Here is a 22023-nt window from a genome sequence, read left to right as displayed (position 1 = left end):
GTCGATCGCCTTGTTCCGTACGCCCCTCGTCATCGCCACAGCGCTCGCCGTCGCCTTCGGCCTCGGCATATTGAGCTCGATCTATGCGTTGCGCGCGACGGTCGGCTTCGGCGCCATCGCGCTCGGCCCCTGGACCGCCTTCCCGACCGCCCAGACGGTCGATGCCGACCCTTACGCGAAAGCCCATCGCGCCCGCGACGGCAAGCTGCTGCTCGGCAGTGCCGAGGGCCTCACCTTCACCGCCGCGACGGACAGCGCGAACCGCACGCTGGTGGAAAACTGCCGCTACGAGATCCGCGGCATCACGCCGCCCGCCCGCCTCTGGACACTACACGCGGCGGACCGCAACGGCAATCCGCTGGAGGATGCCCGCCCCGGCCTGCCGACGGGCCTCAACGCCTGGTCGGTGCTGCGCGGCGCCGACAGCACCTTCTCCATCCGCATCGCCTCCTCGGCAACGCCCGGCAACTGGCTGGCCGTGCCGGAAGGCAGGGCGCCGTTCCTCCTGGTCATGACGCTGCTCGACACGCCGACCGCCGGCAGTTCCGGCGTCATCGACCTTGCCATGCCCGGCATAACGCGGCTGGACTGTGCCGATGCGTAGCCTCCTCTATGCCATCGCCGTCGGCCTCGTCGGCGCGGCGCTGCTGCACATCGTCATCATCCTGTCGCTGCCGAGTTTCACCGGCCGCGACGCCTATACCCGCGTGCAGGCCTTCGGCGAGACGAACCGCTTCTTCCCGCTGGCGGGCAACAGCGATTCCCTCGCCCCGATCAACGACGACCCGTCGATGAAGACGGCGGTCTGCGCCTTTTCCGTGGAAAGCGGCCCGATCCGGCTGTTTGCCGAGGGCGAGGTGCCGTTCTGGTCGCTCGCCGTCTATGACAGCGCCTCCAACGAGGTGTTCAGCATGAACGACCGCACGTCGGTCAGCAGCGCGCTCGACACGCTGATCGCCACGCCCATCCAGCTCATCGCCATCCGCAAGGCCGTGCCGGCGGAGCTGGAACAGTCGATCCTCGTCGAAATGCGCGGTGAGGAAGGCTATGCCGTGCTGCGCACCTTCGTGCCGACGCAAAGCCGCGAGGAGGCGGCGATCGCCTTCCTGGCAGAGGCAAGCTGCGAGCCCTTCACGGCGGAACAATAGGAAGGATCGCTCCGAAAGGAGCATGGTGAAGCGGGACATGGCCCGCGAAGGCCGTTCAGGCCCGTTCAGGCAATGCGCGGCGGCCGCACGCGCATGCTCCGAGCGCTGCACCGGGCAGCGATCGGAAGAGGTTCAGGGCCGGCGGGCGGTGTCCGGCGCGCCCTGCTTTGCCGCCTTGCCGCGGGCCGCCAGCATGGCGGGCGTCAGGCGCTCGTATCGCACGCCGGTGAAGAGAAGAACCTGGGCCGGAGCCTCACGGCGGATGGTGTCGCGTCGCGGCGTTCGCGCGAGCCATTCCTTCAATCGTACCACGTCTGCCATTCTCGCCTCCAAAAGAAGAATCGAGACGGATGAAGCACTCCTACAAATCTCACCCTGCCCGTTTCAACGGGCCGGTGCATCCGGTTCCGTCACCCCCGGACGCGACATGAGATCGATGTCTTCCCAGTCGCATACGGGTGGAAAACGGCGATACGGGACCAGAAGTTTCCCATTCACGGGAATGTGTCTGGCGACCGTCCGGCATCCGGAACATCGCACCTTTCCCTCGCGGAACGGCGGGCGTCTTTCGACGGATCCACCGCTCACATGATCGAATCATAACACGTCCATCGCAATAGACGAGCCGATCCTTGTCCCTAAAACTAGCGACTATCGGGTTAACATGCTGTTAACACTAGCGTGAAGTGCGCGTGTTCGCTGTTCCCTGCGGTACAGGCCGGAGCGCCCGCCGGGCGGGCGGGGCCTGTGCCGATACGGTCCGCATCCGCCGGCCCGCCCGCTGCAACCCTTGCGGCACTGCGTTGTAAACATTGCGGTTTCCGCGCGAGCAGGGTTAACGCCTTGCTAACGCTTTTCCTCTACTTTTCATGAACGATTGGGAAGCGGCGGGGGGCTGCCGTTCCGGGGACTGAACAGGTGTTTTGTGGCGGACAGGTTTCGCGAACTGGAGAGACCGCAGGCAGGGCGGCCGAAGGACATCGTGCTGATGGCCACGGTCTCCAGCTTCGAGAGCCTGCGTTTTCCCTCGCGCTCGGACCTGCGCCAGTTCGGTGAGCTCTTCGAGCCGCTCTACAACGCCTCCACCGAGGAGGCCCGCCGGCAGGCCGTCGCCGCGCTCTCGCGCTGCCCGCAGGTGCCGGACGAAACCGCCCTCTTCATCGCCACCCAGCCGATCGGCGTCGCCGCCATCTTCCTCATGGGCTCGAAGGCCATTGCCGATCGCACGCTGATGCATGTGCTGCGCGCCGCCGGCCCGGAGCATGCCCGCGCCATCGGCCGGCGGGACGACCTCTCCCCCGCCGTGGTCGAGGCGCTGGTCGCAAGCCATCAGGACCATGCCAGCCGCAGGGTCGGCGAGGATCGCGAGGCGTCGCTGAAGGAAGCGGCAAGGCTGGAGCGGGAAGAACAGATCCGCGAGGAGTTGCGCGCCCTGGTGCGTGCCGCAACGCCCGCCGTCGAAGCGCCTCTCGGGCTCGAGCCGGCAACGGAGGCGCACCAGGCGCTGTTCGTGCGGTTCGCGCGCGCGGGCGAGGCCGGCATGCTGGCCGTCACGCTCGCCGACGCGCTCGGCTCCAGCCAGTGGCTGTCCGAGCGCATCCTTCTCGACGTGTCCGGCCGCCAGCTCGCCGAGACGCTCCTGGCGCTCGACGTGCCGGACGCGGACAGCCTGTTCGTGCTGACGAAGATCTATCCGCACCTCGCCGAAGGGGGCGCGGCGGCGTTGCTTTCGGCGCTAGACCCGGCCGAGGCGATCGACCGGGTCGAAAGCTGGCAGCGGGCGGACAGCTACACGAATGGCAACGGCCTGCCGAAGGCGGCAAACGCCGACGACGCGCAGTCGAATGGGCAGGATCACCACGACAGGTCCTCCGAAGCCACGCGGCACCGCGCCGCCGGCTGATCGTTTCTACTAGAAAATCCGGCGCCTGGCCGGTACGCGAATCGTCGCGCCTTCGTTGCGCTCGGCCGAGAGCGCGGCGAGCGTGGTCACGACGAACATTCCCGAAATCAGCAGTGCAAGAGCGGGCAGCACGATGAACATGGCGTTTCTCCGAGGGTTCGACACAGGCCAGCGCCTGTGTGCCTCCCTTTTCCCATGCCCGGCGCCGCCGCGATGTTCCCGCGGGAACAGGCCCCCGGAACGAAACCGCCGTTATCGCGCGCTTGGAGCGCGCCAGCGCATCGTCAGCGCCGGAAGAACCCGTCGTCCTTCGGCTCGGCGGCGGCAAAGTCGATGAGATCGCCGAGATCGTCGGTCTCGATCGACACCACCCAGAGATCGCCGTCGAAACGCCGCTCCCGGGCGAGCGCCTCGGCGACGGCAGGCGCCTCGACCCGCTCCAGGCGCGTCTCGAAGCGCCGGAGCCCGCTCTCCTCAGCCTCGAAGAAGCTCTGCGGCGCCGGCGCATGGAGGCTTTCCGCCCCGTCGCGGAACACCTGCCGCACGAACACCGCCCCCGCCTCCTCCGCGCCCTTCACCTCGACAGCCGCAAAATCGCCACGGGCAAAGACGCGGCGCATCAGGGCGGACACGAAGATATCGGAACGAAGGCGCATGGCGGCGGCATACACGGCGCGGCGTGATCGGGCAATGGCGAAGCCTGGCGCGCCCTCATCCCGCTACCATTCCCCAAACAATGCCCGCGATGGACCCGGGAAAACGCTGCATCCTCCCCTTCGCCCCGCTTGCGGGGAGAAGGTCGCGGCAGCGGGATGAGGGGCAGCGCCGCCATCACCGCGGCCAGGAAAAGCCCCGCCTCACACCCGGATCGCCAGCCGCAGCCCGCGCCAGTGGCGGCCGTTGACGGTGATGGGGGCGGAGATGTCCTTCATCAGCACGAACTGGCCGCCGCCCATGTCGCGGCGGTAGGTCTGCACGAGGAAGGGTTCCGTGCTGCGCCCGGCGGCAAGCCCCACCCGGTCGTCGAAGATCCGGCGGTTGCGGCAGTTGGCGGTGTTCCAGGCCGGATCGCCCGGCCGCTGCGGCTCGGAGAACTTGCGGTTGTGCGTCGGCAGGTAGCCCCGGTCGTCGATCGCCGCGCAGAAGGCGATGCGCGTGTCCGCGGCCACCGCCGGCTCCTGGATATCGGGCAGCACGCGGTCGGTGAAATCGGTGAAACGCGTCGTCATCTGCACCGGATCGGTGCCCGGGATCGGCCGGTACTGCCGGTCGAACAGCGCCTCCATGCCCATCTCGCCGCTGGCGACGGCGGCCGAGAAGCGCGCCGAGACCTTGTCGGCCAGTTGCTGCACGAGGCGGATATAGGGACTGTCCGGCGTCTCGATCCCGGCGCTCGCCGTCGCCTGGATGATGCGCTCGGAAATCGCCACCACCTCGCCGACCTTGCCGGAAGCGCCCTGCAGCGTCTCGTTGGACCGGATGACCTCCGCCGAAGCCGCGCCGATCGAGCGTGCGAAGTCGCTGCACTCCCGGTCCACGGCGCCCGTCGTCGCGGCGAGCGCCGAGGCGCTGTCGAGGATCTTCGACATGACCTCCTCGACGCCGGCGAACGAGCCCTGAACCTGCGATGCCGTCGCCTTGACGCCCTCGGCGGAAACGCGCGCCTCCTCGCCCGCCGCCTCCAGCCGGTCGATGCGGGCGCGCAGCGCCTGCAGCGTCTTCTGGATCGAGGCCGTCGTGCTTGAGGTTTCGAGCGACAGCGCCCGCACCTCCGCCGCCACGACCGCAAAGCCCTTGCCCGCCTCGCCCGCGCGCGCCGCCTCGATGGCCGCGTTCAGCGCCAGGAGGTTGGTCTGCCGGGCGATGGTGCCGATGGCGTCGGCAAGCCGGCCGACATCGGCCAGCGCCCCGGAAAAGGCGGAGATTTCCGTGCCGATCTCGTTGGAGGCCGTCACCATGTGGTCGATGGCGGCAATCGAGCCGTCGAGCTGCACCGCCTGCTCGCCGAGCACCTGACGGGCGCTCGCGGCCAGTTGGTCCGTCTCGCCGAGCGAGCGGGCGATGTCGCCATTGGCGCTGGCGATCGCGGTCGCCGACTGGGTCAGCCGGGTGAAGAGCGTAGCGTGCTCGCGCGACTGGGCGGCGGTGTCCTGGATGGAGCCGGCGATATCGACGAGATGCAGGCCGAGATCCGACGCCTCGACGGCCAGCGAGCCGACGACCCGGCGCAGCGCAGCGCCATCGACCGGCGCCTGTCCTTCGTCCTCGTTTCGGGTATGCGCAGTCTCACGCAAGGCAGCGTTGGACATGGTTCGACGATCCTCCCGATGATGATCGGATCATCCGGCAGGCATGGTTAACGCATCCTTTAAGAACCATCGGCAGATGTGCCATTGCGGCATGCGACTTTGGTCGCATGGAGCCCGCCTTCGTCAGAGCGCGCCGATGTCCTTCAGCTTGGCGAGCACCTTCTCGTTCGGCTCGCCGGTGACCGGCAGGCGATAGTGCTTTTCGAAATGGCGGATCGCCGTGCGGGTCTTCTCGCCGATCAGCCCGTCCACGGCGATATCCGTATAGGCGATGTTGCTGAGGCCCTTCTGGATCTTCATCACCAGCTCGCTCGGCACCGGCCGCGCGACAGCGGAGGTGACGGCCGGATCGGCCTCGGCCTGCAGGATGGCCGCGGCCACCGGGTCTTCCTCGACGTCCGCCTGCGTCTGGGCCGGCTTGCTTTCGATGACCTTGGCCACCTCGTCGAAGGGCCGCTCGGCGGGCGTCACGTCGGTCACCTCGGGCAGCGGCTCGCCCTCCTCGGCCCGCTCGATGACGAAGGTCGTCACATCGTGCGGCTCGGGCTTCGTGGCGGTGAAGCCGAGGGAATTGTCGGCCGAGCGCATCTTCAGGAACGGCGCCGGATGGCCGCCCGGCTGGTACCACAGCGCATTGGCGGCGACGAAGGAGAAGACCACGACGAAGGCGCAGGTGCCGCCGACCACGGTCGGGTGGCGCGCGGCAAGGCCGCCGAGCGCCGCAAGCGTGGCGATCACGATATTCGGCCGGCGCGGCTCCACGCGGGTGCCGGACCGGCCCTTGCGGGTCTGGCCCTGGGGCCGCCGCTCAGGCTGTCTTCTGACGTGCGCGTTCATCGTTCGTGTCCTTGCCATCTCGCGACGGCTCGTAAACCGTCTCGATCACAGCCGCAAGGCGCGGCGGAAATTCGACGGTGGATGCAGGTCCCGGCCGCAGGTCGTTTTCCTGCGCGATGCCGGAGCCGTCGGCCGGCACGCGCACGCTGATGACCGTGCCCTCGCCCGGCCGGCTCTGGATGAGGAAGCTGCCGCCATGCAGCGCCACGAGACCCTTGACCAGCGACAGGCCGAGGCCGGTGCCCTCGTATTTGCGGGTATATTCGTTCTGCACCTGCATGAAGGGCTGGCCGATCAGCGCCAGCTTGTCGGCGGGGATGCCGATGCCGGTATCGCTGACGGTCAGGATGAGGTCCCGGCCCTCGCGCGTCGCATCGATGGTGACGATGCCGCCGCGGTCGGTGAACTTGATCGCATTGCCGACGAGGTTGATGAGCACCTGCTGGATCGCCCGCTGGTCGGCGACGGCCTCGCCGATGGCGCGCGGCACGCGGCTCGTCAGCTTGATGCCCTTCTCGCGCGCCTGGAGGCCGAGCATCTGCTCGCAGGCCTTCACGCTGTCGGCGACGAGGAAGGGCTCGCTCATGAGTTCGTAACGGCCCGCCTCGATCTTCGAGACGTCGAGCATGGTGTTGACGACCGACAGGAGATGCGAGCCCGACTGGTGGATCAGCGTGACATATTCGCGCTGCCGGTCGTTCTCCAGCTTGCCGAAATACTCCCCGGCGAGGATGTCGGAAAAGCCGAGGATGGCGTTCAGCGGCGTGCGCAGCTCGTGGCTGACGGCGGCCAGGAACCGCGTCTTGGCGTCGTTGGCCGATTCGGCCTCGGCCGCCTTGCGCGCGCTCTCGCCGCGCAGCCGCGCCTCGTCGGACATGTCGCGCGACTGGGCGACGACGGCGGCCAGCGCGCCGTCCGCGCCGGCAAGCGCCGTCATTTCCACGCGCATATGGGTGAACTGCTCGGCATCCGCCTCGATGCGCGGGCGGTCGATGCGCAGTTCGACGGTCTCGCGCGTGCCGCCCTGGCGCAGGCGGTCGATCGCGGCGAGGAAGCCGATCCGGTCGGACACATGGATCTGGTCGAGATAGCCGCGGCCCATGGGATCGCGCATCCAGGCGAGCATGTCGGCGCGGTCGCGGCCATGCACCGCCGTGACGAAGCCGCGCGCATCGTGCAGCGTCACGAGGCCGGCGAAGAGATCATAAGGAGAGGCGGCGGGCGGCGCGGCGGCGGCCAGCTCCTCGGCAAAGCTCTTCTGCGGCGCCGGCTTTTCCTTGAGGGTCGCGGCCGCCGCCGTCAGCAGTGCGCCGGCGCCGGCCAGCGCGACGCCGGCCGGCAGCGCGGCGGAGGCGGGCATGACGGCGGACAGGATGAGCGGCAGGCCGGGAACGGCCGCCAGCAGCGCCAGCGTGGTGGCGCGCAGCGACGCGGACGGGCGCTGATCGGCAACGGACGCGCCAGCAACGCCAGCAACGGCGCCCAGGCGGGCTGCCATTCTGTCAGCGATGGTGGTCAATTGGCGCAACGCGATACCCTGCCGTTTATGTTCTTTTGGTGCGCCCAAAATCGCATCGGCGACTTAAGGAAAGGATAAACGGCGGGGCCTGAAAGCGGGTCAAAAAGGCCCAAAAGTCCCATTTCGGGGCAATCCAACGGCCATTCGTCCGGCGTGGTTAACGGGGCGTAAGCGCCTCATTTTGCGGCATTTTTCTGTTCATATTAACTTCTGGGGCAAAGGGCCGGAAGACGCCCTCCCGGCATTCCGGCGCCTTGCCGCGGCGCGGCCCGCCACGATCCTTAACGGCAATCGCTAAAATCCGCCTCAAATGCGTTTAAAGTGCCGACAGGAACGAGATAGATCGCATTTTAATCAAAACTGGGCAAAACCCGAATGATTCCTGCAAAGGGGAATTTCCTTCCCGCCCCTATTCTCGCATCAACGGTTCGCCAAGGACCAGACAAGCCGAAGGCCGCAAAGAGCCGAGGCGATAACGAGGATGGCAAGCGATGTGGTTTCTGATCAAGGGAACGTTCTGGTTCTCACTGGTTCTCGTCCTGCTCCCCTTCCTGGACGCGGAATCCTCCGCCAAGCTGGAGAAGGGCCCGACGGTCGAGATCGGCGGCACCTTCACCGCCGCCAGTGAAGCGCTGCATTACGTCACCGCCATGTGCCTGGAAAAGCCCGACGTCTGCGAGAAGGGCGCCGAGACCTTCGTCGCCCTCGGCCACCGGGCCCGCGAAGGCGCCCGCATCGCCTACCAGTTCCTCGACACCCAGTTCGCCGAAGAGGGCACCGCCGTCGCCAAGGCCGATCCGGCCGCCAGGGAAGCGCTCGACCAGCCGCTCCCGGCCATGGCGACCATCGACGCCGACGACGAGGTCATCACCGGCACCGTCGCCATCCCGACCCGCCGCCCCGACCACAAGGGCTGATACCGCCCCCCAATTCCCGCCCGTCCGGAAACGGATCCTCTTTCCCCTCCGGACGTCGCCCGACCGTTTTTCTGCCTGCCTCACTCGTTGCCCTGCAACCGCCGCATGGACCCGTTCCCTGCGGCGTTTCTTTTTGCCCCGTCGGTTTGCGGTTCAAATTCCGGGCGGCCTCGCCTATATGAAGGCAGTCCCCGCACACGGAAGAACCATGGCCACGCTGCAAGAGATCATCGACGACTTCGCCTTCCTCGACGAATGGGAGGACCGCTACCGCTATGTCATCGAGCTCGGCAAGGCGCTGCCGGACCTGCCGGAGGAGCAGCGCACGGCCGCCAACAAGGTGCAGGGCTGCGCCAGCCAGGTCTGGCTCGTCAGCCAGGTCGGCGCGGGCGCCGATCCGGTCATGACCTTCACGGGCGATTCGGACGCCCATATCGTGCGCGGCCTCGTCGCCATCGTGCTCGCCATCTATTCCGGCAAGCGCGCCTCCGAGATCGCCGCCCTCGACGCCATCGACACCTTCAACGCCATCGGCCTCGTCGAGCACCTCTCCTCCCAGCGCGCCAACGGCCTGCGCTCGATGGTGCGGCGCATAAGGGAAGAGGCGGCGATGCGGGTGGCGGCGTAGGCGGCCGGCATTTTCGCCTGAACGGCCTCAGCATCGCTGCCCCCGATCTCCCTTGTCGACCGGGCCATCACCCCCCTCTGGCCTGCCGGCCATCTCCCCCTCAAGGGGGGAGATTGGATGGGGCACCGTCCCGCCAATCTCAAAAGCTGCTGATTGAGCAAGGTTTTTGCCTCTTGCCGATCTCCCCCCTTGAGGGGGAGATGGCCGGCAGGCCAGAGGGGGGTGATGCCACATGCTGCTTCGCCTGCTCATATGCGGCTGCCGTGCCCATTTTGCGGAACAACGAACCTAACGCCGCATTCCCGCCATCGACCTGCCTGCGAGGCCCCCTCACCCCGGCAGATCCGGCCGATAGCCCTCCGCGCCCCAGGCATGCGCCCGCCGCCCGGCCGGGGCCGGCGGGGCGTAGTGGCGGGCGAGCGCCATCAGGGCGGCGCGCAGCATCAGCTTGGCCGAGCGGGCGGGCCATTGCCGCTCGCGCTCCACCGTCTCCAGCCCCTTCATGAAGCAGCAGACATCGAGCGCGACGCCCGACAGTTCCGGCCCGACCGCCGCGATGGCGCGCGCGACGCGCAGGCGCGCGGCAAGCGCGGTGTCGGTGAGCTCGCGCGCCGCGCCCGCCTCGCCCTTCTGGCGGCCGGCGATGCGCGGCTCCCAGGACATGGTCAAACGCGGCTGCAGGCCGCCGCGGGTGAAATCCGCATGCAGCCGCTCGCCGGCGGCAAGGGCGGTGTCCGGCAGGAACGCCTCGCCCGTCTTCTCCTTCAGCCGCGTGAGGCTCGCCAGCGGCGATTCCAGCCGGTTGGCGAGCGCCCTTTCCCGCACCCCGTCGCGCAGCACCGTCACCTCGGCCATGTCGCGGTGCTGCAGGGCAAAGGGCGTCTCGGCCGTGCAGAGCCGGCGCTTCAGATAGGCCCGCGCTTCCGCCGCCGCGAAAAGCCGCTCGCCCTTTCGCTCGACGAGGCCGAGGCGCAGCGCCTCGGCGAGAACCGCCGGGGCGAGCGGCTGCCGGCGCCCGTCGGCGGCAAGGACGGCGTCTTCGGCCAGCCGCGCCTCGCCCACCGCCAGCAGGAAGCGCAGGATCTTCGCAAGCGCGGCATCGTCCATCACCGCCCCCTCACGCATGGCTGCCGATCCCCGCCAGGCCGAAGACCGACAGCACGACACGCTCGATCGCCGAGACGAAGGCATCGAAGGCGGCATCGTCGCGGCGATCCTCCACCACATTGCAGGCATGGCCGACCGTGGTGCGGTCGCGCCCGTAGGCCGCGCCGATATCGGACAGCGACAGTTGCAGCACGACATGGCAGACATACATGGCGATCTGGCGCACATGGCAGGTGGAGCGCCGGCTGTCGCGCCGGAAGAGCGAGCGGTCGCCCGCCATCGCCGTCATCTCCAGGACGAGCTGGCGCACGATGCGGCAGGCAACGCCGGCCGGCACCACCGGCAGGGCCGGCGCCGCACCCGGCACGGCGCTCTTGGTCTCCGGCGCGAGGGCGGAGCCGGACGCGGTCTTGAAGGACGCCCGCCGGTGGGGAACGATGAACTGGTGCATGACTGGCCACTCCGTTGATAGGAATTTATTCATACACCCTAGAGGATCGACGGGGACGAATGAAGCATCACCCCGCAACCATGCATTGAATTTCTTTATAAATTTATGCCAACCTTCCCCGCATAGGCATTTATTCCTCAATCTCCTCCGATATGCGCCCAGACCGGCCGGCAAACGCAAAAGGCCGGCCCCATGCGGGACCGGCCTTCATTCCGCATTCCGGATGCGGGGTTTACTTGCCCTTGCGGCGCTGGCCGAGGCCCATTTCCTTGGCGAGGCGCGAACGGGCTTCCGCATAGGCGGGCGCGACCATCGGATAGTCGGCCGGCAGGTCCCACTTCTCGCGGTATTCTTCCGGGGTCATGCCGTAATGGGTCATCAGGTGGCGCTTCAGCGACTTGAACTTCTGGCCGTCTTCCAGGCAGATGATGTAGTCGTTCTGCACGGACTTCTTCACCGGCACCGGCGGCTTCGGCTTTTCGGCGACGACGGGCACTTCCACGGCGGCGGCGGGCTGCGTCGTGTTGTTGAGCGCGGCATGCACGTCGGCGATCAGGCCCGGCAGCTCTGAGACGGGAACGACATGGTTGCCGACATAGGCAGCGACGATATCGGCAGTCAGTTCCACAAGCAGATTGGAGCCGGCGCCAAGGGTTGTTTCGGTCATTTCTTTCTCCTGTCGGACAACGCGAAGGTCGATGGCCCTATCCACCGGCCTGGACAATCAATTCGGCGTAAAGCGTCCTTGTCGGGCGATCCTGTGGCAGAATAATGCTCGCCGGTCGAAATGCAGACATTTCCGTCAATATAACTTCCACTACAGCGGCCATCGCGTCATGCAGCAGCTCTTTCCGAGACATATACCCCTCTAGGCATAAATACGGTCCGAACTCAACTTAAACAGGAAAGCCGCACGCAAGCCAAATCAACCCGAATGCTTTACTTCGTCTGGAATATCATTCCGCAATTCGTTGTCCAGTATTATTTTAGAGAAACAACCCTGAAATCTTTGAGGTAAAGAGAAACCAATAAAAATTAGTGGATACTATAATTTCTTGGGGTTTGCACCTCAACCCTTTATCAACGCTTCTTGTTGCTGCGTTCGCGCGCGTCGCGCATCTCGTCGAGCACGGTATGACGCGAAAGGCGATAACCGGCCTCATGAGCCGCCCTGGCGATGAGATGGGCGGCGATCGGCGCCGTCAGCACGAAGAAGACGAAGCCGGCGAGCGCCCGGGTGAAGATCGCCGCATCGAGCGAATGGATGCCGGCGGCAAAGAGCATGAGGCCTGAGCCGACCGTGCCGGCCTTCGAGGCGGCATGCATGCGCGTATAGACATCCGGCAGGCGCACGATGCCGAGGGCCGCCAGGAAGGTGAAGACGCCGCCGGCGACCAGCATGACGGCGACGATGACCGCGAGAACGAGATCCAGCATCAGCGCCGCCTCCTTGCCTTGGCCGCTTTCCTCTGCCGCCCGCCCCTGCGGCCGGGATTTTCGCCTTCCGCTGCCGGTTCGTCCGCTTCCATGCCCTGGCGCAGCACGAAGCGCGCGAAGGCGACGGTGGCGAGGAAGCCGACGAGGCCGAGCGCGATGGCGATGTCGATATAGAGGTTGAAGCCGGTCCTGATGGCGAGGACGGCAATGAAGCCGATGGCGATGGCCACCAGCATGTCGAGCGCGACGATGCGGTCCGGCAGCGTCGGCCCCTTGACGACCCGGTAGGCCGTCAGGAAGAAGGCCGCGCACATCAGGAAGAGCGCGAACGTGGCGGCGGCGGAGATGACGGTTTCGGCGCCCATCAGCGGAAGGCCTCCAGGATCTTCTTCTCGAAACCACCGGCGATGTCCCGTCGCGCGCCGACGGGATCGGAGCAGTCGAGCGCGTGCACATAGAGCACCTTGCGGTCGACGGAGACGTCGACCGAGAGCGTGCCCGGCGTCAGCGTGATGAGATTGGCGAGCAGCGTGATCTCGAAATCCCGGTCGACCGTCAGCGGAAAGGCGAAGATGCCGGGTTTCAGCACCATTTTCGGGCTCGCCACCAGCACCGCAACCTTCCAGGCGGAGAGCGCCAGTTCCTTGATGAACAGCAGGACGAGCGACAGCAGCTTCAGGGGCCGGACGCGCCGCCCGTCCGGCCGGATGTGATCGCGGATGAGGGCGAGCGACAGTCCGCCGGCGACAAGGCCGAGCAGCAGGTTGGGGATGGTGAAGCTGCCGGAGACGGCGAGCCAGGCGAGCGCGAAGAGGGCGACGGTGAAGGCGGGCCGCATGTCAGTTGCCTCCCGGAAAGACGGAACCGATATAGGCCCGCGGATCGGCCAGCCCCTGCGCGGCGAGCTGGATGGTCGAGAGCAGCGCCTCCGGGAAGAGGCCGAAGACCGCCGTCAGCGCCGTGAGTGCGACGAGCGGCAGCAATGCGCTGGCCGGAATGGTCTCGGCCGAAAGCGCGCCGCCCGCCGGCCGCCAGTAGGCCAGCAGGAAGACGCGGCCGACCGCGATGGTGGTCAGGAAGCCGCTGAGGAAGACCACCGCCGCCAGCCACCAGGCGCCGATGTCCATGGCCGCCTTGGCCACCATGACCTTCGGCCAGAAGCCGGAGAACGGCGGCAGGCCGGAGACGGCGAAGAACAGCACCAGCGACAGCGCGGAAAACAGCGCCGAGCGCGCATAGAGCCCGCCGAGGCGGGAAAGGTCGAACGTGCCGGAAAGCCGCCCGGCAAGCCCCGCGGCCATGTAGAGCCCCGTCATCACGACCATGGAATGCAGCGCATAGAAGATCGCCCCGCCGGTGCCGCCCGGGCTGCCGAGCGACAGGCCGGCCAGCATGACGCCGATGCCCGAGATGACGAGATAGCCGAGCAGCCGGCGGATGTCGTTCTGCCCGAGCGCGCCGAGCGCGCCGAGGAGCATGGTGGCGGCACCGGTGAGCGCGATGACGAAGCTCAGTTCCTCCCGCTCGACGGGAAAGAGCATGATCAGCGTGCGCAGCAGCGCATAGATGCCGACCTTGGTGAGGAGGCCCGCGAACAGCGCCGACACCACGATGCGCGGCGTATGGTAGGAGGCCGGCAGCCAGAAATTCACCGGAAAGGCCGCGGCCTTCATGCCGAAGGCGGTGAGGTAGAGCATGGCGAGCGTCATCAGCGGCAGCTCGGCGCGGCCCGCTGCCGCCTTCGCGGCGATGTCGGCCATGTTGAGCGTGCCGAAGATGCCGTAGAGATAGCCGGTCGTGATCAGGAACAGCGTCGTGGCGATGAGGTTGAGGAAGGCATACTTGATCGCGCCGTCGATCTGCCGCGGCTCCGAGCCGAGCGTGATGAGGCCGAAGGACGAGATCAGCAGCACCTCGAACCAGACATAGAGGTTGAAGATGTCGCCCGTCAGGAAGGCGCCGGAAACGCCGGCCATCAGCAGCAGCAGGAACGGATAGAAGCCGTAGCGCCGGCCGCTGCCGTCGATATCGGTCAGCGCGTGCACGGCGCCGGCAAGCGCCACGACGGCGCCCGCAAGCGCGAAGAGCACGCCCGTCAGGTCCGCCGTGAACGCGATGCCGAAGGGCGGCAGCCAGCGGCCCATGACCATGGTGACCGGGCCGTTCGCCGCGACATGGGCGAGCAGCAGCGCATCGAGCAGCACCAGTACGGCCAGCGCGGGAACCGCGAGGAAGCCCTGCAGGTGCAGCGACTTGCGGGCCATCAGGAGCACCGCGCCGGCCAGGATGCACCAGGCGGGCGGCAGCACGACCAGCCAGTCGGCGGTGGCGACCGGGGTCATGACGAGGGCTGCGGAAAGATCGGTCGGCGTGGCGGCCATTGGCGGGTCGGTTCCTGTCAGTAGCCGGTCGGCGGAAGGGGATCGTTTTCCGGCTCCGCCAGGCGCATCTCGTTGCCGTTGTCGGTGCCGAGGTCCTGGTAGGCGCGGTAGACGAGCACCAGCAGGAAGGCGAAGAAGGAGAAGGAAATGACGATCGCCGTCAGGATGAGCGCCTGCGGCAGCGGATTGGCGGTGAGCGCCTGCGGCACGTCATGGCCGGCCGGAATGATCGGCGGGACCTCGCGCAAGATGCGGCCATTGGTGAAGATGAGGAGGTTCACCGCATTGCCGAGCAGCACGACGCCGAGCAGAACGCGCACCAGGAACTTCGACAGCATCAGATAGACGGCGGCGGAAAAGAACAGGCCGATGAGGAGGACGAAGGGCACTTCCATCAGGCGTCCTCCTCCGCTTCCAGCGCCAGGGCGATCGAGGTGATCGCGCCCACCACCACGAGATAGACGCCGGTATCGAACAGCATGACGCTGGAAAGCGGGATCTCGACGCCGAGGATGACCGGATAGACCCAGAGCCCCGTCATGAAGGGCACGGCGAAAAAGATCGACATCAGGCCGGCAATCGCCGCGATGAAGAGGCCGAAGGCGGAGATCGTCATCGGATGGAACCACAGCGCCTTGCGCACGGCGGCAATGCCGTTGGCGATGCCGTAGATCGCGAAGGCCGAGACGGCGATCAGCCCGCCGATGAAACCGCCGCCCGGCTCGTTGTGGCCGCGCAGCAGCACGAAGAGCGAGAACAGCACCATGAGCGCGGTGAGGAACGGGGCGACGGTGCGGAAGATGAGCGTGTTCATGGGTGAAGCCCTTCAACGAAGGCGGCTGAGCAACAGAACGGCTGCTCATGAACGGAAAAGCATGCCCCCTGCCCCTTCTCCCCGCCTGCGGGGAGAAGGTCGCGGCAGCGGGATGAGGGGCAATGCCGGCCAATCGAACCCGGCGTCAAAAGGGTCCCAGCGCCCTGCCCGCCCCTCATCCGCCTGCCGGCACCTTCTCCCCGCAGGCGGGGAGAAGGGGGATGCGGCGACACCGTGCCACTGGCCGATCTTCCCCCTTGAGGGGACGATGGCCGGCAAGGCGAAGGGGGGTGGCTGCAAGCCCAGACCATCATGCCTTGCCTCCCGCCTTGCCCTTGCGGATGCGGATGATCGAGAGGATCGCCAGGCCCGTCACCATGACGACGGCGATCTCGCCCAGCGTGTCCGTGCCGCGGAAATCGACGATGATGACGTTCACGACATTGGCGCCATGCGCGATCGTCTTGGAATAGAGATTGAAGAAATCGGTGAGCGCCGTGTCGAAGCGGCCCTGCGTGACCTTCAGGAGATAGAGCGAGAAGCCGAGGCCGCAGGCGATGGCGATGACCGCATCCGGGACCTTCTCGCGCAAGGGACGGTGGTCGCGCGGCGTCAGCTTCAGCCGCGTCATGACGAGGGCGAGGATGACGACCGACAGCGTCTCGATCATGAACTGCGTGAAGGCGAGGTCCGGCGCGCCGAACAGCAGGAAGAGCATGGCGACGCAGAAGCCCTGGATGCCGAGCGCGACGATGGCCGTCAGGCGGTTGCTCGCCGTCAGCACCGCGCCGATGCCGAGGACGGCGAGCGCCATGACCGCCAGCTCGTGGAACGGCATGTCGGCCGGCCAGACCGGCAGGCGCGGCCATTCGCCATAGACGGCGGGCGGCACGAGCAGCGCCAGCGCGATCACCGCGAAGGTCGCCGTCATGTAGATTTCCATGCGGCCGGGCTGGACGCGGCGGTTGATCGCCGCGGCGGCGCGCACGAGGCCCGTCATCACCTGGTCGAAGCCGCGGTCCGGTCCCCAGCCAATATCCTCGACCAGCCGGTTCGCCGTCGCGCGCGCCTTGTCGATGAAGAGGAAGACGGCGGCACCGAAAACAATGGTGACGACGGACAGCGCCAGCGCGAGGCCGAGATGCGGCACGGCCGAAATGGTGACCGTCTCCGGCTTGCCGGCGATGGCGGAGGCGAGCGGCGACGTCAGCAGGGCATGGGCGACGGCGGAAAAGAGGCCGATGACAAGCCCCTTGACGGCGAGCAGCATGGGGCCGATCCACAGGAGGGCCGGCCCCTCATGCGCATGTTTCGGCGTCTCGACCGGCGCGCCGAGGAACGGTTTCAGCGCCACCGCGAAGGCGACGGCGAACATCAGCCCGTTGCCGATGACGGCCGCGGCGGTGAAGGCGATGGCGCGCAGGCTGCCGCCGGCAAGCGCCGCATAGATCTCCTCCTTGGCGAGGAAGCCGAAGAAGGGCGGCAGGCCGGCCATGGAGAGCGCGGCAAGCAGCGCGGCAAGGAAGGTGACGGGCATCGCCCGCTTGAGCCCGCCGAGCCTGGTGATGTCGCGCGTGCCCGTCTCGTGGTCGATGAGGCCGGCGACCATGAAGAGCGCGCCCTTGAAGAGCGAGTGGGCGACGAGATAGAGCGCGGCGGCGGCCACCGCGTGCTGCGAGCCGAAGCCGGTCAGCATCACGAGAAGGCCGAGCGAGGCGACCGTCGTATAGGCGAGCATCAGCTTCAGGTCCGTCTGGCGGATGGCGAGCACCGCGCCGACGAGCAGCGTCAGCCCGCCGAAGGCCGGCAGGATCGTCTCCCAGGCGGGCGTGTCGCCCATCACGGGATTGAGCCGCATCAGGAGGTAGACGCCGGCCTTCACCATGGTGGCCGAATGGAGATAGGCCGAGACGGGCGTCGGCGCCTCCATCGCGTTCGGCAGCCAGAAATGGAACGGGAACTGCGCCGACTTGGTGAAGGCGCCGCCGAGGATGAGGAAGAGCAGCGGCAGGTAGAACGGGCTTGCCCGCACCTCCGCGCCGAAGGACATCAGGAGCGACAGTTGCGTGACGTCGGTGACGTTCCACAGGAGCAGCAGGCCGGCCAGCAGGAAGAGCCCGCCGCCGCCGGTGACGACCAGCGCCTGCAGCGCGGCGCGGCGCGCGGCCTCGCGCGCATGGTCGAAGCCGATCAGCAGGAAGGAGGTGATCGAGGTCAGCTCCCAGAAGACGAAGAGCATCAGGAAGCTGTCGGAGGCGACGAGGCCGAGCATCGCGCCCATGAACATCAGGATGAAGGAGAAGAACCGCCCCTGGTGCGGATGTCCCTTCAGGTAGCCGCCGGCATAGAGCACGATGAGCGTGCCGATGCCGGAGATCAGGAGCAGGAAGGCGAGCGACAGGCCGTCGATCAGCCAGGAGAAGCTGACATTGTAGGACGGCACCCAGGCATAGCCGCCCGTGACGATCTCGCCGCGCGAGACCTCCGCATTGAAGCCGAGGAAGTGGAGGAAGATCGCGGCCGGCACCAGCGCCAGCGGCCAGGCCGCATGGTGACCGAGGAGCCGCGTGAGCGCGGGCGCGACCAGCGCGCCGAGAAACGGCAGACAGAAGGCAAGGAAGGTCAAGCCCATCGTGTCTGGTATCATCCCCTCTCCCTCGTGCGCGGGCTTCGCCCGTCGTGCCGTGTTTTTTTCAGATCGCCGGTTCTACGTCGCCAGAAGGAAAACCGCCACCCTCGAACGGCAAACCTGCGACGTTTTACCCACCTTCACGCGCATCGGGCGTGCGTACGGCAAGGTTCGGGAAATAGGTACGGTATCGCGCGGCATCGCGCGTGATCAGGGTCAGGCCCGCGACCGCGGCATGGGCGCCGATGAAGAAATCCGGAAGCACGCCCGTCCGGCTGCCGCCGGTCCTGCGGTAGGCCTGGAAGGCCTTTCCGGCAAGAAAAAGCGCCTGCCGCGGGATGGGCAGATGGTCCAGTTGCGCAAGCGCGATCATCGCATCGAGATCGGCAATATCCCGGTAGCGTACCGAAAGCTCGGCATAGACGACATCGTTGATCCCGAGAGGACCGAGCAGCGCGGCGGCTTCCAGCTCCGCCTGCGACCATGCGGCCCAGACCGGGTCTTCCGTCACGAGGTCGAGCAGGACGTTCGTATCGACCAGAAACATGGTCAATCGTCGCCGCGCGTCAGCGCCATGATCTCGTCCGTCGTCATCCCTTTGCCGGCCTGGCCCCGCAGGCGGGCGAACCGGCTTTCCGGCCGGGCGTCGTCCAGCGGCACCACGACAATGCTGCCGTCCCCGACCCGGCGGAACTCGACCCTGCTGCCGGGGCCGATGCCGAGAAAATCCCGCACGGCCTTGGGGATCGTCACCTGCCCCTTGCTCGTCACCGTCGTGCTCATGAGACCTCGGTAATACCTTGTTGAAAACTGGTATTACTCTACGCCACAAACCGCACGATTGCCAATCCCGCAATGGAACACAGCCGACGATTGTCTTGCCGCCACCGGCACCCTATCTATGCACCGACAGGAGGACGCGATGAGCGACACGAAGACATTGAAGGTCAACAAGACGAAGGACGAGTGGCGGGAGATCCTGACGCCGGAGCAGTTCCGCATCACACGCGAGCACGGCACGGAACGCGCCTTTTCCAGCCCCGACTTCGATCTCTCCAAGAAGGGCACCTATCACTGCATCTGCTGCGACAGGCCGCTCTACCGGTCGGAGGCGAAGTTCAATTCCGGCACCGGCTGGCCGAGCTTCTACGAGCCGATCGAAGCCGGCGCGGTGACGGACCATACCGACTATTCCTACGGCATGACGCGCACGGAGATCCGCTGCGCCGACTGCGACGCCCATCTCGGCCACGTCTTCCCGGACGGCCCGCCGCCGACGGGCCTGCGCTTCTGCATGAACGGCGTGGCGCTCAGCTTCGATCCGGATTGAGGCGCGCGGAAAGGCGGTCTCGGGCCGACCGGTCCTACCGCTTGGGGACCTTGAGCTCCATGCAGGTCAGGTCCAGCCAGCGGCCGAACTTGATGCCGACCTCGCTGAACCGGCCGACCACCCGGAAGCCGAGATTCTCGTGCAGCTTGATCGAGGCGGTGTTCTCCGCCTCGATGCCGGCGATCATCACATGGATGCCGTTGAAGCTCGCCCGGTCGATCAGCGCCTTGAGCAGGCGCTTGCCCGTGCCGCTGCCGCGGGCATCGCCGCGCACATAGACGGAATGCTCGACCGTGTGGCGGTAGCCGTCGAAGGCCCGCCAGTCGCCATAGGAAGCGTAACCGATCACCTGCTTGCCGCGCACGGCGACGAGCACCGGGAAGCCGCGCTCGCGGCGGGCGGAGAACCAGGCCCTGCGGTTGTCCAGGTCGACGACCGCCTCGTTCCAGATCGCCGTCGTGTTGGCGACGGCGTCGTTGTAGATCTCCATGATGCCGGGAAGATCCGCCTCCACGGCGTCGCGTATCGTGATGTCCATGGTTTCCCCCGGTTTTGCCTCGTGCCATACAGGAGGAGCAGGAAAGCTGTCCAGCCTGCTTTAGGCAAACTTGACGCGCAAAGGTTGCTGCAACAGTTTAAAAAACGCTGCTCAATTCCTTGAAACGGAATCGCTTCGCGATTTCGGCAGCGATTGCCGGGCGAAGAAACACCCCTCTTTGTCCGTTCCCCCGGGACGCCATCAACGAGGAGCCGATCGTGCAACGCTTTCTCCTTCTCCTTTTCCTCGCCCTCCCCGTCGCCGCCGTCGCGCAGGGCTGGGAGCCCTATGTCAACGCCCGCTTCGGCTTCACGATGGAGATCCCGCCCGGGTTCTCGCTCGTGCAGGAAGCCGGCAATGGCGACGGGCGGACCTATGCCAAGGGCGAAGCGAAACTCTCCGTCTGGGCGAACCACCTGGCGACCGGACCGTTCGAGGAGGAGGTCGCCGGCCGGCGCGAGACCTATCTGCAGGAGGGCTGGGACCTCAGCTATGACCGGCAGACGGCCGGTTGGGCGAGCCTTTCCGGCACGCTCGTCGATTCCATCCTCTATCACCGGATCATCGCGCTGTGCGAGGACGCCGCCGCCTCCTTCGTGCTGGAATATCCACAGTCGATGAAGGCGCAGATGTCGCCGCTCGTCGGGCGACTGGTGAAATCGCTGCGGCCGGCCGAAGGCTGCACGAGCGCGCAGGGCGCCGCCCCGCCGGCGCAATAGAGCAATTCCGGCGGTGCGGTCTTGCAGCGGAACACGCCGTCAGGCGCCCGAGACGACGCTGGTCAGCACCGCCGAATAATGCACGGCGGCCGCGGCGACGACGAAGCCGTGCCAGATGGCGTTCTGGAAGCGCAGCTTCTCCCAGACATGGAAGATGACGCCGACCGAATAGAGCACGCCGCCGGCGACGATCAGCGTCAGCGTGGCGGCGGAAAGATGCGTCGTCAGCGGCCCGGCGGCAAGGGCACCGCTCCAGCCCATGGCGAGATAGATGAGGATCGCCAGCCGGTCGTAGCGGCCGGGAAAGAGGAACTTCAGCGCGACGCCCCCCGCCGCCATCAGCCAGATGCCAACGAGCATGCCGGCCAGCAGCGGATCGTCGATGCCGCGCTGCAGGAAGGGCGTGTAGGTGGCGGCGATCAGCACGAAGATCGCCGCATGGTCGAAGCGGCGCAGGTGCCACTTGACCTTCGAGACCGGCCAGAGATTGTAGGCGAAGGACGTGGCGAGCGCGACGACGAGCCCGATGCCGTAGACCCAGGCGGCCGCCAGTTGTCCGCTCGTCGCCCAGACGGTGGCATAGAAGATCAGCGCCGTCACGCCGATCAGCGCGAAGACCACGCCGACGCCATGCACGATGCCGTCGGCGATCACCTCGACCCGATCATAGTTCCATTTGACGCCCTTGATCTCCACGACCGATCCTGCCTTGTCCTTTCGACCATGGTGGCGCGTTTGGAGGCAGGGGGCAAGGGTGTGCCCGGATCACAAAAGTTTGCCGTGTGAGACGGATCCTCGGGTCGAGCCCGCGGATCCCACCAACGGCGGGCGGCGCTTCATTGCTGCGCGATGCATTCCTCGCAGAGCGCGGCATGCGGCACGGCGGCGAGCCGGGCCTCGGAGATCGGCGCGCCGCACTTGGCGCAGAGCCCGAACGTGCCGGCGGCGATGCGGTCGAGCGCGGCGTCGATGGCGCCCAGTTCCTTGAGGCCGGTCGTGCCGAATTCCTCCAGCACCTCGTCGTTCTCCCGCTCGATGGCGCGGTCGGCGCTGTCGCCGCTCTTCAGCGTGTCGAGATCCTTCTCGATCTTGTTGAGGCGGCGGTAGAGCTCGCGCTTGCGGGTCTCCAGAATGTCCTTGTACTGCGCCAGGTCCGTCACGATACCGGTCTCCCTTCGTTGTCGATCATGCGCCGAAAATGGCATCGTACCCGAGAAACGACATTGATCGGAATCAAGTTTCCGAGCCGGCATCGTCAACACTGCATTGACAGTAAATCGCCGAAATCCCACCTTTCGTGAACGCCGCCGCTCCGCCATATTCCCTTCCGACAGAACGGTTTCCAGGGGAAACCGA

General features: G+C 66.8%; 28 protein-coding genes. 7 read left to right on the top strand and 21 right to left on the bottom strand.

The features are described 5' to 3' along the window. Nucleotides 1–10 precede the first annotated feature (10 nt). Both EV665_RS03800 and EV665_RS03795 read left to right on the top strand, forming a co-directional pair. Nucleotides 11–604, top strand: coding sequence for a DUF1214 domain-containing protein (locus EV665_RS03800; RefSeq protein ID WP_064329494.1), 594 nt, complete (start codon nt 11–13; stop codon nt 602–604). Continuing rightward, nucleotides 597–1148: a DUF1254 domain-containing protein gene (locus tag EV665_RS03795; RefSeq protein ID WP_133033151.1), complete on the top strand. Its 552-nt coding sequence runs from the start codon at nt 597–599 to the stop codon at nt 1146–1148. Before EV665_RS03800 ends, EV665_RS03795 begins: the two co-directional genes overlap by 8 nt. A 132-nt stretch (nt 1149–1280) precedes the next feature. Here EV665_RS03795 and EV665_RS03790 read toward each other — a convergent pair whose 3' ends face one another. Then, complete coding sequence (locus EV665_RS03790; protein ID WP_133033150.1) at nt 1281–1469, bottom strand: hypothetical protein; 189 nt, start codon at nt 1467–1469, stop codon at nt 1281–1283. A gap of 667 nt (nt 1470–2136) precedes the next feature. Here EV665_RS03790 and EV665_RS03785 point away from each other — a divergent pair. Further along, a complete protein-coding gene (locus tag EV665_RS03785) occupies nt 2137–3051 on the top strand; it encodes a DUF2336 domain-containing protein (protein WP_133033149.1) in 915 nt (304 codons plus the stop codon). Nucleotides 3052–3060: 9 nt separating this feature from the next. Here EV665_RS03785 and EV665_RS33055 read toward each other — a convergent pair whose 3' ends face one another. From EV665_RS33055 to EV665_RS03765, 5 genes are all read right to left on the bottom strand, one after another. Next, the gene (locus EV665_RS33055) at nt 3061–3192 is read right to left on the bottom strand and encodes a hypothetical protein (RefSeq protein ID WP_256388502.1); all 132 of its coding nucleotides are present in this window, start codon (nt 3190–3192) and stop codon (nt 3061–3063) included. Nucleotides 3193–3335: 143 nt separating this feature from the next. Beyond that, on the bottom strand, nt 3336–3707 hold the full coding sequence (locus EV665_RS03780; protein WP_064332459.1) for a DUF1491 family protein: 372 nt from the start codon (nt 3705–3707) through the stop codon (nt 3336–3338). 201 nt (nt 3708–3908) lie between these two features. Beyond that, nucleotides 3909–5360, bottom strand: coding sequence for a methyl-accepting chemotaxis protein (locus EV665_RS03775; RefSeq protein WP_133033148.1), 1452 nt, complete (start codon nt 5358–5360; stop codon nt 3909–3911). Nucleotides 5361–5483: 123 nt separating this feature from the next. Next, a complete protein-coding gene (locus EV665_RS03770; protein ID WP_133033147.1) occupies nt 5484–6197 on the bottom strand; it encodes a peptidoglycan-binding domain-containing protein in 714 nt (237 codons plus the stop codon). Beyond that, complete coding sequence (locus EV665_RS03765) at nt 6169–7695, bottom strand: sensor histidine kinase (protein WP_133033146.1); 1527 nt, start codon at nt 7693–7695, stop codon at nt 6169–6171. Before EV665_RS03765 ends, EV665_RS03770 begins: the two co-directional genes overlap by 29 nt. A 512-nt stretch (nt 7696–8207) precedes the next feature. Between EV665_RS03765 and EV665_RS03760 the strand changes: the two genes are divergently transcribed. Both EV665_RS03760 and EV665_RS03755 read left to right on the top strand, forming a co-directional pair. Then, nucleotides 8208–8633, top strand: coding sequence for a DUF5330 domain-containing protein (locus tag EV665_RS03760; RefSeq protein WP_064329488.1), 426 nt, complete (start codon nt 8208–8210; stop codon nt 8631–8633). A gap of 208 nt (nt 8634–8841) precedes the next feature. Then, complete coding sequence (locus EV665_RS03755; protein WP_064329487.1) at nt 8842–9261, top strand: SufE family protein; 420 nt, start codon at nt 8842–8844, stop codon at nt 9259–9261. Nucleotides 9262–9591: 330 nt separating this feature from the next. On the opposite strand, the gene EV665_RS03745 is transcribed toward EV665_RS03755, so the two are convergent. The 12 genes from EV665_RS03745 to EV665_RS03690 form a co-directional block, all read right to left on the bottom strand. After that, on the bottom strand, nt 9592–10386 hold the full coding sequence (locus EV665_RS03745; protein WP_245507641.1) for a DUF6456 domain-containing protein: 795 nt from the start codon (nt 10384–10386) through the stop codon (nt 9592–9594). Beyond that, a complete protein-coding gene (locus tag EV665_RS32795) occupies nt 10379–10819 on the bottom strand; it encodes a helix-turn-helix domain-containing protein (RefSeq protein ID WP_245507640.1) in 441 nt (146 codons plus the stop codon). The genes EV665_RS03745 and EV665_RS32795 overlap by 8 nt, the downstream gene beginning before the upstream one ends. 232 nt (nt 10820–11051) lie before the next feature. Beyond that, nucleotides 11052–11486, bottom strand: a complete 435-nt coding sequence (locus EV665_RS03735; RefSeq protein ID WP_064329485.1) for a Ros/MucR family transcriptional regulator — start codon at nt 11484–11486, stop codon at nt 11052–11054. 413 nt (nt 11487–11899) lie between these two features. Beyond that, a complete protein-coding gene (gene mnhG, locus EV665_RS03730; protein ID WP_064329484.1) occupies nt 11900–12256 on the bottom strand; it encodes a monovalent cation/H(+) antiporter subunit G in 357 nt (118 codons plus the stop codon). Further along, the gene (locus EV665_RS03725; RefSeq protein ID WP_133033145.1) at nt 12256–12621 is read right to left on the bottom strand and encodes a cation:proton antiporter; all 366 of its coding nucleotides are present in this window, start codon (nt 12619–12621) and stop codon (nt 12256–12258) included. The genes mnhG and EV665_RS03725 overlap by 1 nt, the downstream gene beginning before the upstream one ends. Then, nucleotides 12621–13094: a Na+/H+ antiporter subunit E gene (locus EV665_RS03720; protein ID WP_133033144.1), complete on the bottom strand. Its 474-nt coding sequence runs from the start codon at nt 13092–13094 to the stop codon at nt 12621–12623. The genes EV665_RS03725 and EV665_RS03720 overlap by 1 nt, the downstream gene beginning before the upstream one ends. A 1-nt stretch (nt 13095) precedes the next feature. After that, nucleotides 13096–14637, bottom strand: a complete 1542-nt coding sequence (locus EV665_RS03715) for a Na+/H+ antiporter subunit D (protein ID WP_133033143.1) — start codon at nt 14635–14637, stop codon at nt 13096–13098. 17 nt (nt 14638–14654) lie between these two features. Then, nucleotides 14655–15032, bottom strand: coding sequence for a Na+/H+ antiporter subunit C (locus EV665_RS03710; protein ID WP_133033142.1), 378 nt, complete (start codon nt 15030–15032; stop codon nt 14655–14657). Further along, entirely contained in the window at nt 15032–15451 is a 420-nt protein-coding gene (locus EV665_RS03705; protein ID WP_064329481.1) for a Na(+)/H(+) antiporter subunit B, read from the bottom strand. Before EV665_RS03705 ends, EV665_RS03710 begins: the two co-directional genes overlap by 1 nt. Before the next feature lie 310 nt (nt 15452–15761). Further along, nucleotides 15762–18098, bottom strand: coding sequence for a putative monovalent cation/H+ antiporter subunit A (locus EV665_RS03700; protein ID WP_245507639.1), 2337 nt, complete (start codon nt 18096–18098; stop codon nt 15762–15764). Between the two features lie 112 nt (nt 18099–18210). Next, nucleotides 18211–18627: a type II toxin-antitoxin system VapC family toxin gene (locus tag EV665_RS03695; RefSeq protein ID WP_133033141.1), complete on the bottom strand. Its 417-nt coding sequence runs from the start codon at nt 18625–18627 to the stop codon at nt 18211–18213. 2 nt (nt 18628–18629) lie between these two features. Next, nucleotides 18630–18863, bottom strand: a complete 234-nt coding sequence (locus tag EV665_RS03690; protein WP_064329478.1) for an AbrB/MazE/SpoVT family DNA-binding domain-containing protein — start codon at nt 18861–18863, stop codon at nt 18630–18632. A gap of 139 nt (nt 18864–19002) precedes the next feature. On the opposite strand from EV665_RS03690, the gene msrB reads away from it, so the two are divergent. Beyond that, on the top strand, nt 19003–19410 hold the full coding sequence (msrB, locus tag EV665_RS03685) for a peptide-methionine (R)-S-oxide reductase MsrB (RefSeq protein WP_064329477.1): 408 nt from the start codon (nt 19003–19005) through the stop codon (nt 19408–19410). Between the two features lie 34 nt (nt 19411–19444). Here msrB and EV665_RS03680 read toward each other — a convergent pair whose 3' ends face one another. Beyond that, nucleotides 19445–19948 (bottom strand): GNAT family N-acetyltransferase, encoded by a 504-nt coding sequence (locus EV665_RS03680; RefSeq protein ID WP_064329476.1) that lies wholly within the window; start codon nt 19946–19948, stop codon nt 19445–19447. A gap of 218 nt (nt 19949–20166) precedes the next feature. On the opposite strand from EV665_RS03680, the gene EV665_RS03675 reads away from it, so the two are divergent. Then, entirely contained in the window at nt 20167–20667 is a 501-nt protein-coding gene (locus tag EV665_RS03675) for a hypothetical protein (RefSeq protein WP_133033140.1), read from the top strand. Between the two features lie 39 nt (nt 20668–20706). On the opposite strand, the gene trhA is transcribed toward EV665_RS03675, so the two are convergent. Together trhA and EV665_RS03665 are read right to left on the bottom strand one after the other, a co-directional pair. After that, nucleotides 20707–21363, bottom strand: a complete 657-nt coding sequence (trhA, locus tag EV665_RS03670; protein ID WP_064329475.1) for a PAQR family membrane homeostasis protein TrhA — start codon at nt 21361–21363, stop codon at nt 20707–20709. Between the two features lie 140 nt (nt 21364–21503). Beyond that, complete coding sequence (locus EV665_RS03665) at nt 21504–21827, bottom strand: TraR/DksA family transcriptional regulator (RefSeq protein WP_064329474.1); 324 nt, start codon at nt 21825–21827, stop codon at nt 21504–21506. Between the last annotated feature and the right edge of the window lie 196 nt (nt 21828–22023).

The organism is Shinella granuli (assembly GCF_004341885.1).
Lineage (GTDB): Bacteria > Pseudomonadota > Alphaproteobacteria > Rhizobiales > Rhizobiaceae > Shinella > Shinella granuli.
This window is presented reverse-complemented; position numbering and strand designations above follow the sequence as displayed.

Coding starts and splice junctions, on each gene's coding strand:
- EV665_RS03700 (WP_245507639.1), bottom strand. CDS start 18,098: ATGATACCAGACACGATGGGCTTGACCTTCCTTGCCTTCTGTCTGCCG.
- EV665_RS03735 (WP_064329485.1), bottom strand. CDS start 11,486: ATGACCGAAACAACCCTTGGCGCCGGCTCCAATCTGCTTGTGGAACTG.
- EV665_RS03765 (WP_133033146.1), bottom strand. CDS start 7,695: ATGGCAGCCCGCCTGGGCGCCGTTGCTGGCGTTGCTGGCGCGTCCGTT.
- EV665_RS03720 (WP_133033144.1), bottom strand. CDS start 13,094: ATGCGGCCCGCCTTCACCGTCGCCCTCTTCGCGCTCGCCTGGCTCGCC.
- EV665_RS03760 (WP_064329488.1), top strand. CDS start 8,208: ATGTGGTTTCTGATCAAGGGAACGTTCTGGTTCTCACTGGTTCTCGTC.
- EV665_RS03780 (WP_064332459.1), bottom strand. CDS start 3,707: ATGCGCCTTCGTTCCGATATCTTCGTGTCCGCCCTGATGCGCCGCGTC.
- EV665_RS32795 (WP_245507640.1), bottom strand. CDS start 10,819: ATGCACCAGTTCATCGTTCCCCACCGGCGGGCGTCCTTCAAGACCGCG.
- EV665_RS03680 (WP_064329476.1), bottom strand. CDS start 19,948: ATGGACATCACGATACGCGACGCCGTGGAGGCGGATCTTCCCGGCATC.
- EV665_RS03690 (WP_064329478.1), bottom strand. CDS start 18,863: ATGAGCACGACGGTGACGAGCAAGGGGCAGGTGACGATCCCCAAGGCC.
- EV665_RS03710 (WP_133033142.1), bottom strand. CDS start 15,032: ATGGAAGTGCCCTTCGTCCTCCTCATCGGCCTGTTCTTTTCCGCCGCC.
- EV665_RS03725 (WP_133033145.1), bottom strand. CDS start 12,621: ATGGGCGCCGAAACCGTCATCTCCGCCGCCGCCACGTTCGCGCTCTTC.
- mnhG (WP_064329484.1), bottom strand. CDS start 12,256: ATGCTGGATCTCGTTCTCGCGGTCATCGTCGCCGTCATGCTGGTCGCC.
- EV665_RS03795 (WP_133033151.1), top strand. CDS start 597: ATGCGTAGCCTCCTCTATGCCATCGCCGTCGGCCTCGTCGGCGCGGCG.
- EV665_RS03755 (WP_064329487.1), top strand. CDS start 8,842: ATGGCCACGCTGCAAGAGATCATCGACGACTTCGCCTTCCTCGACGAA.
- msrB (WP_064329477.1), top strand. CDS start 19,003: ATGAGCGACACGAAGACATTGAAGGTCAACAAGACGAAGGACGAGTGG.
- EV665_RS03745 (WP_245507641.1), bottom strand. CDS start 10,386: ATGCGTGAGGGGGCGGTGATGGACGATGCCGCGCTTGCGAAGATCCTG.
- EV665_RS03705 (WP_064329481.1), bottom strand. CDS start 15,451: ATGAACACGCTCATCTTCCGCACCGTCGCCCCGTTCCTCACCGCGCTC.
- EV665_RS03695 (WP_133033141.1), bottom strand. CDS start 18,627: ATGTTTCTGGTCGATACGAACGTCCTGCTCGACCTCGTGACGGAAGAC.
- EV665_RS03790 (WP_133033150.1), bottom strand. CDS start 1,469: ATGGCAGACGTGGTACGATTGAAGGAATGGCTCGCGCGAACGCCGCGA.
- EV665_RS03770 (WP_133033147.1), bottom strand. CDS start 6,197: ATGAACGCGCACGTCAGAAGACAGCCTGAGCGGCGGCCCCAGGGCCAG.
- EV665_RS03775 (WP_133033148.1), bottom strand. CDS start 5,360: ATGTCCAACGCTGCCTTGCGTGAGACTGCGCATACCCGAAACGAGGAC.
- EV665_RS03715 (WP_133033143.1), bottom strand. CDS start 14,637: ATGGCCGCCACGCCGACCGATCTTTCCGCAGCCCTCGTCATGACCCCG.
- EV665_RS03785 (WP_133033149.1), top strand. CDS start 2,137: ATGGCCACGGTCTCCAGCTTCGAGAGCCTGCGTTTTCCCTCGCGCTCG.
- EV665_RS33055 (WP_256388502.1), bottom strand. CDS start 3,192: ATGTTCATCGTGCTGCCCGCTCTTGCACTGCTGATTTCGGGAATGTTC.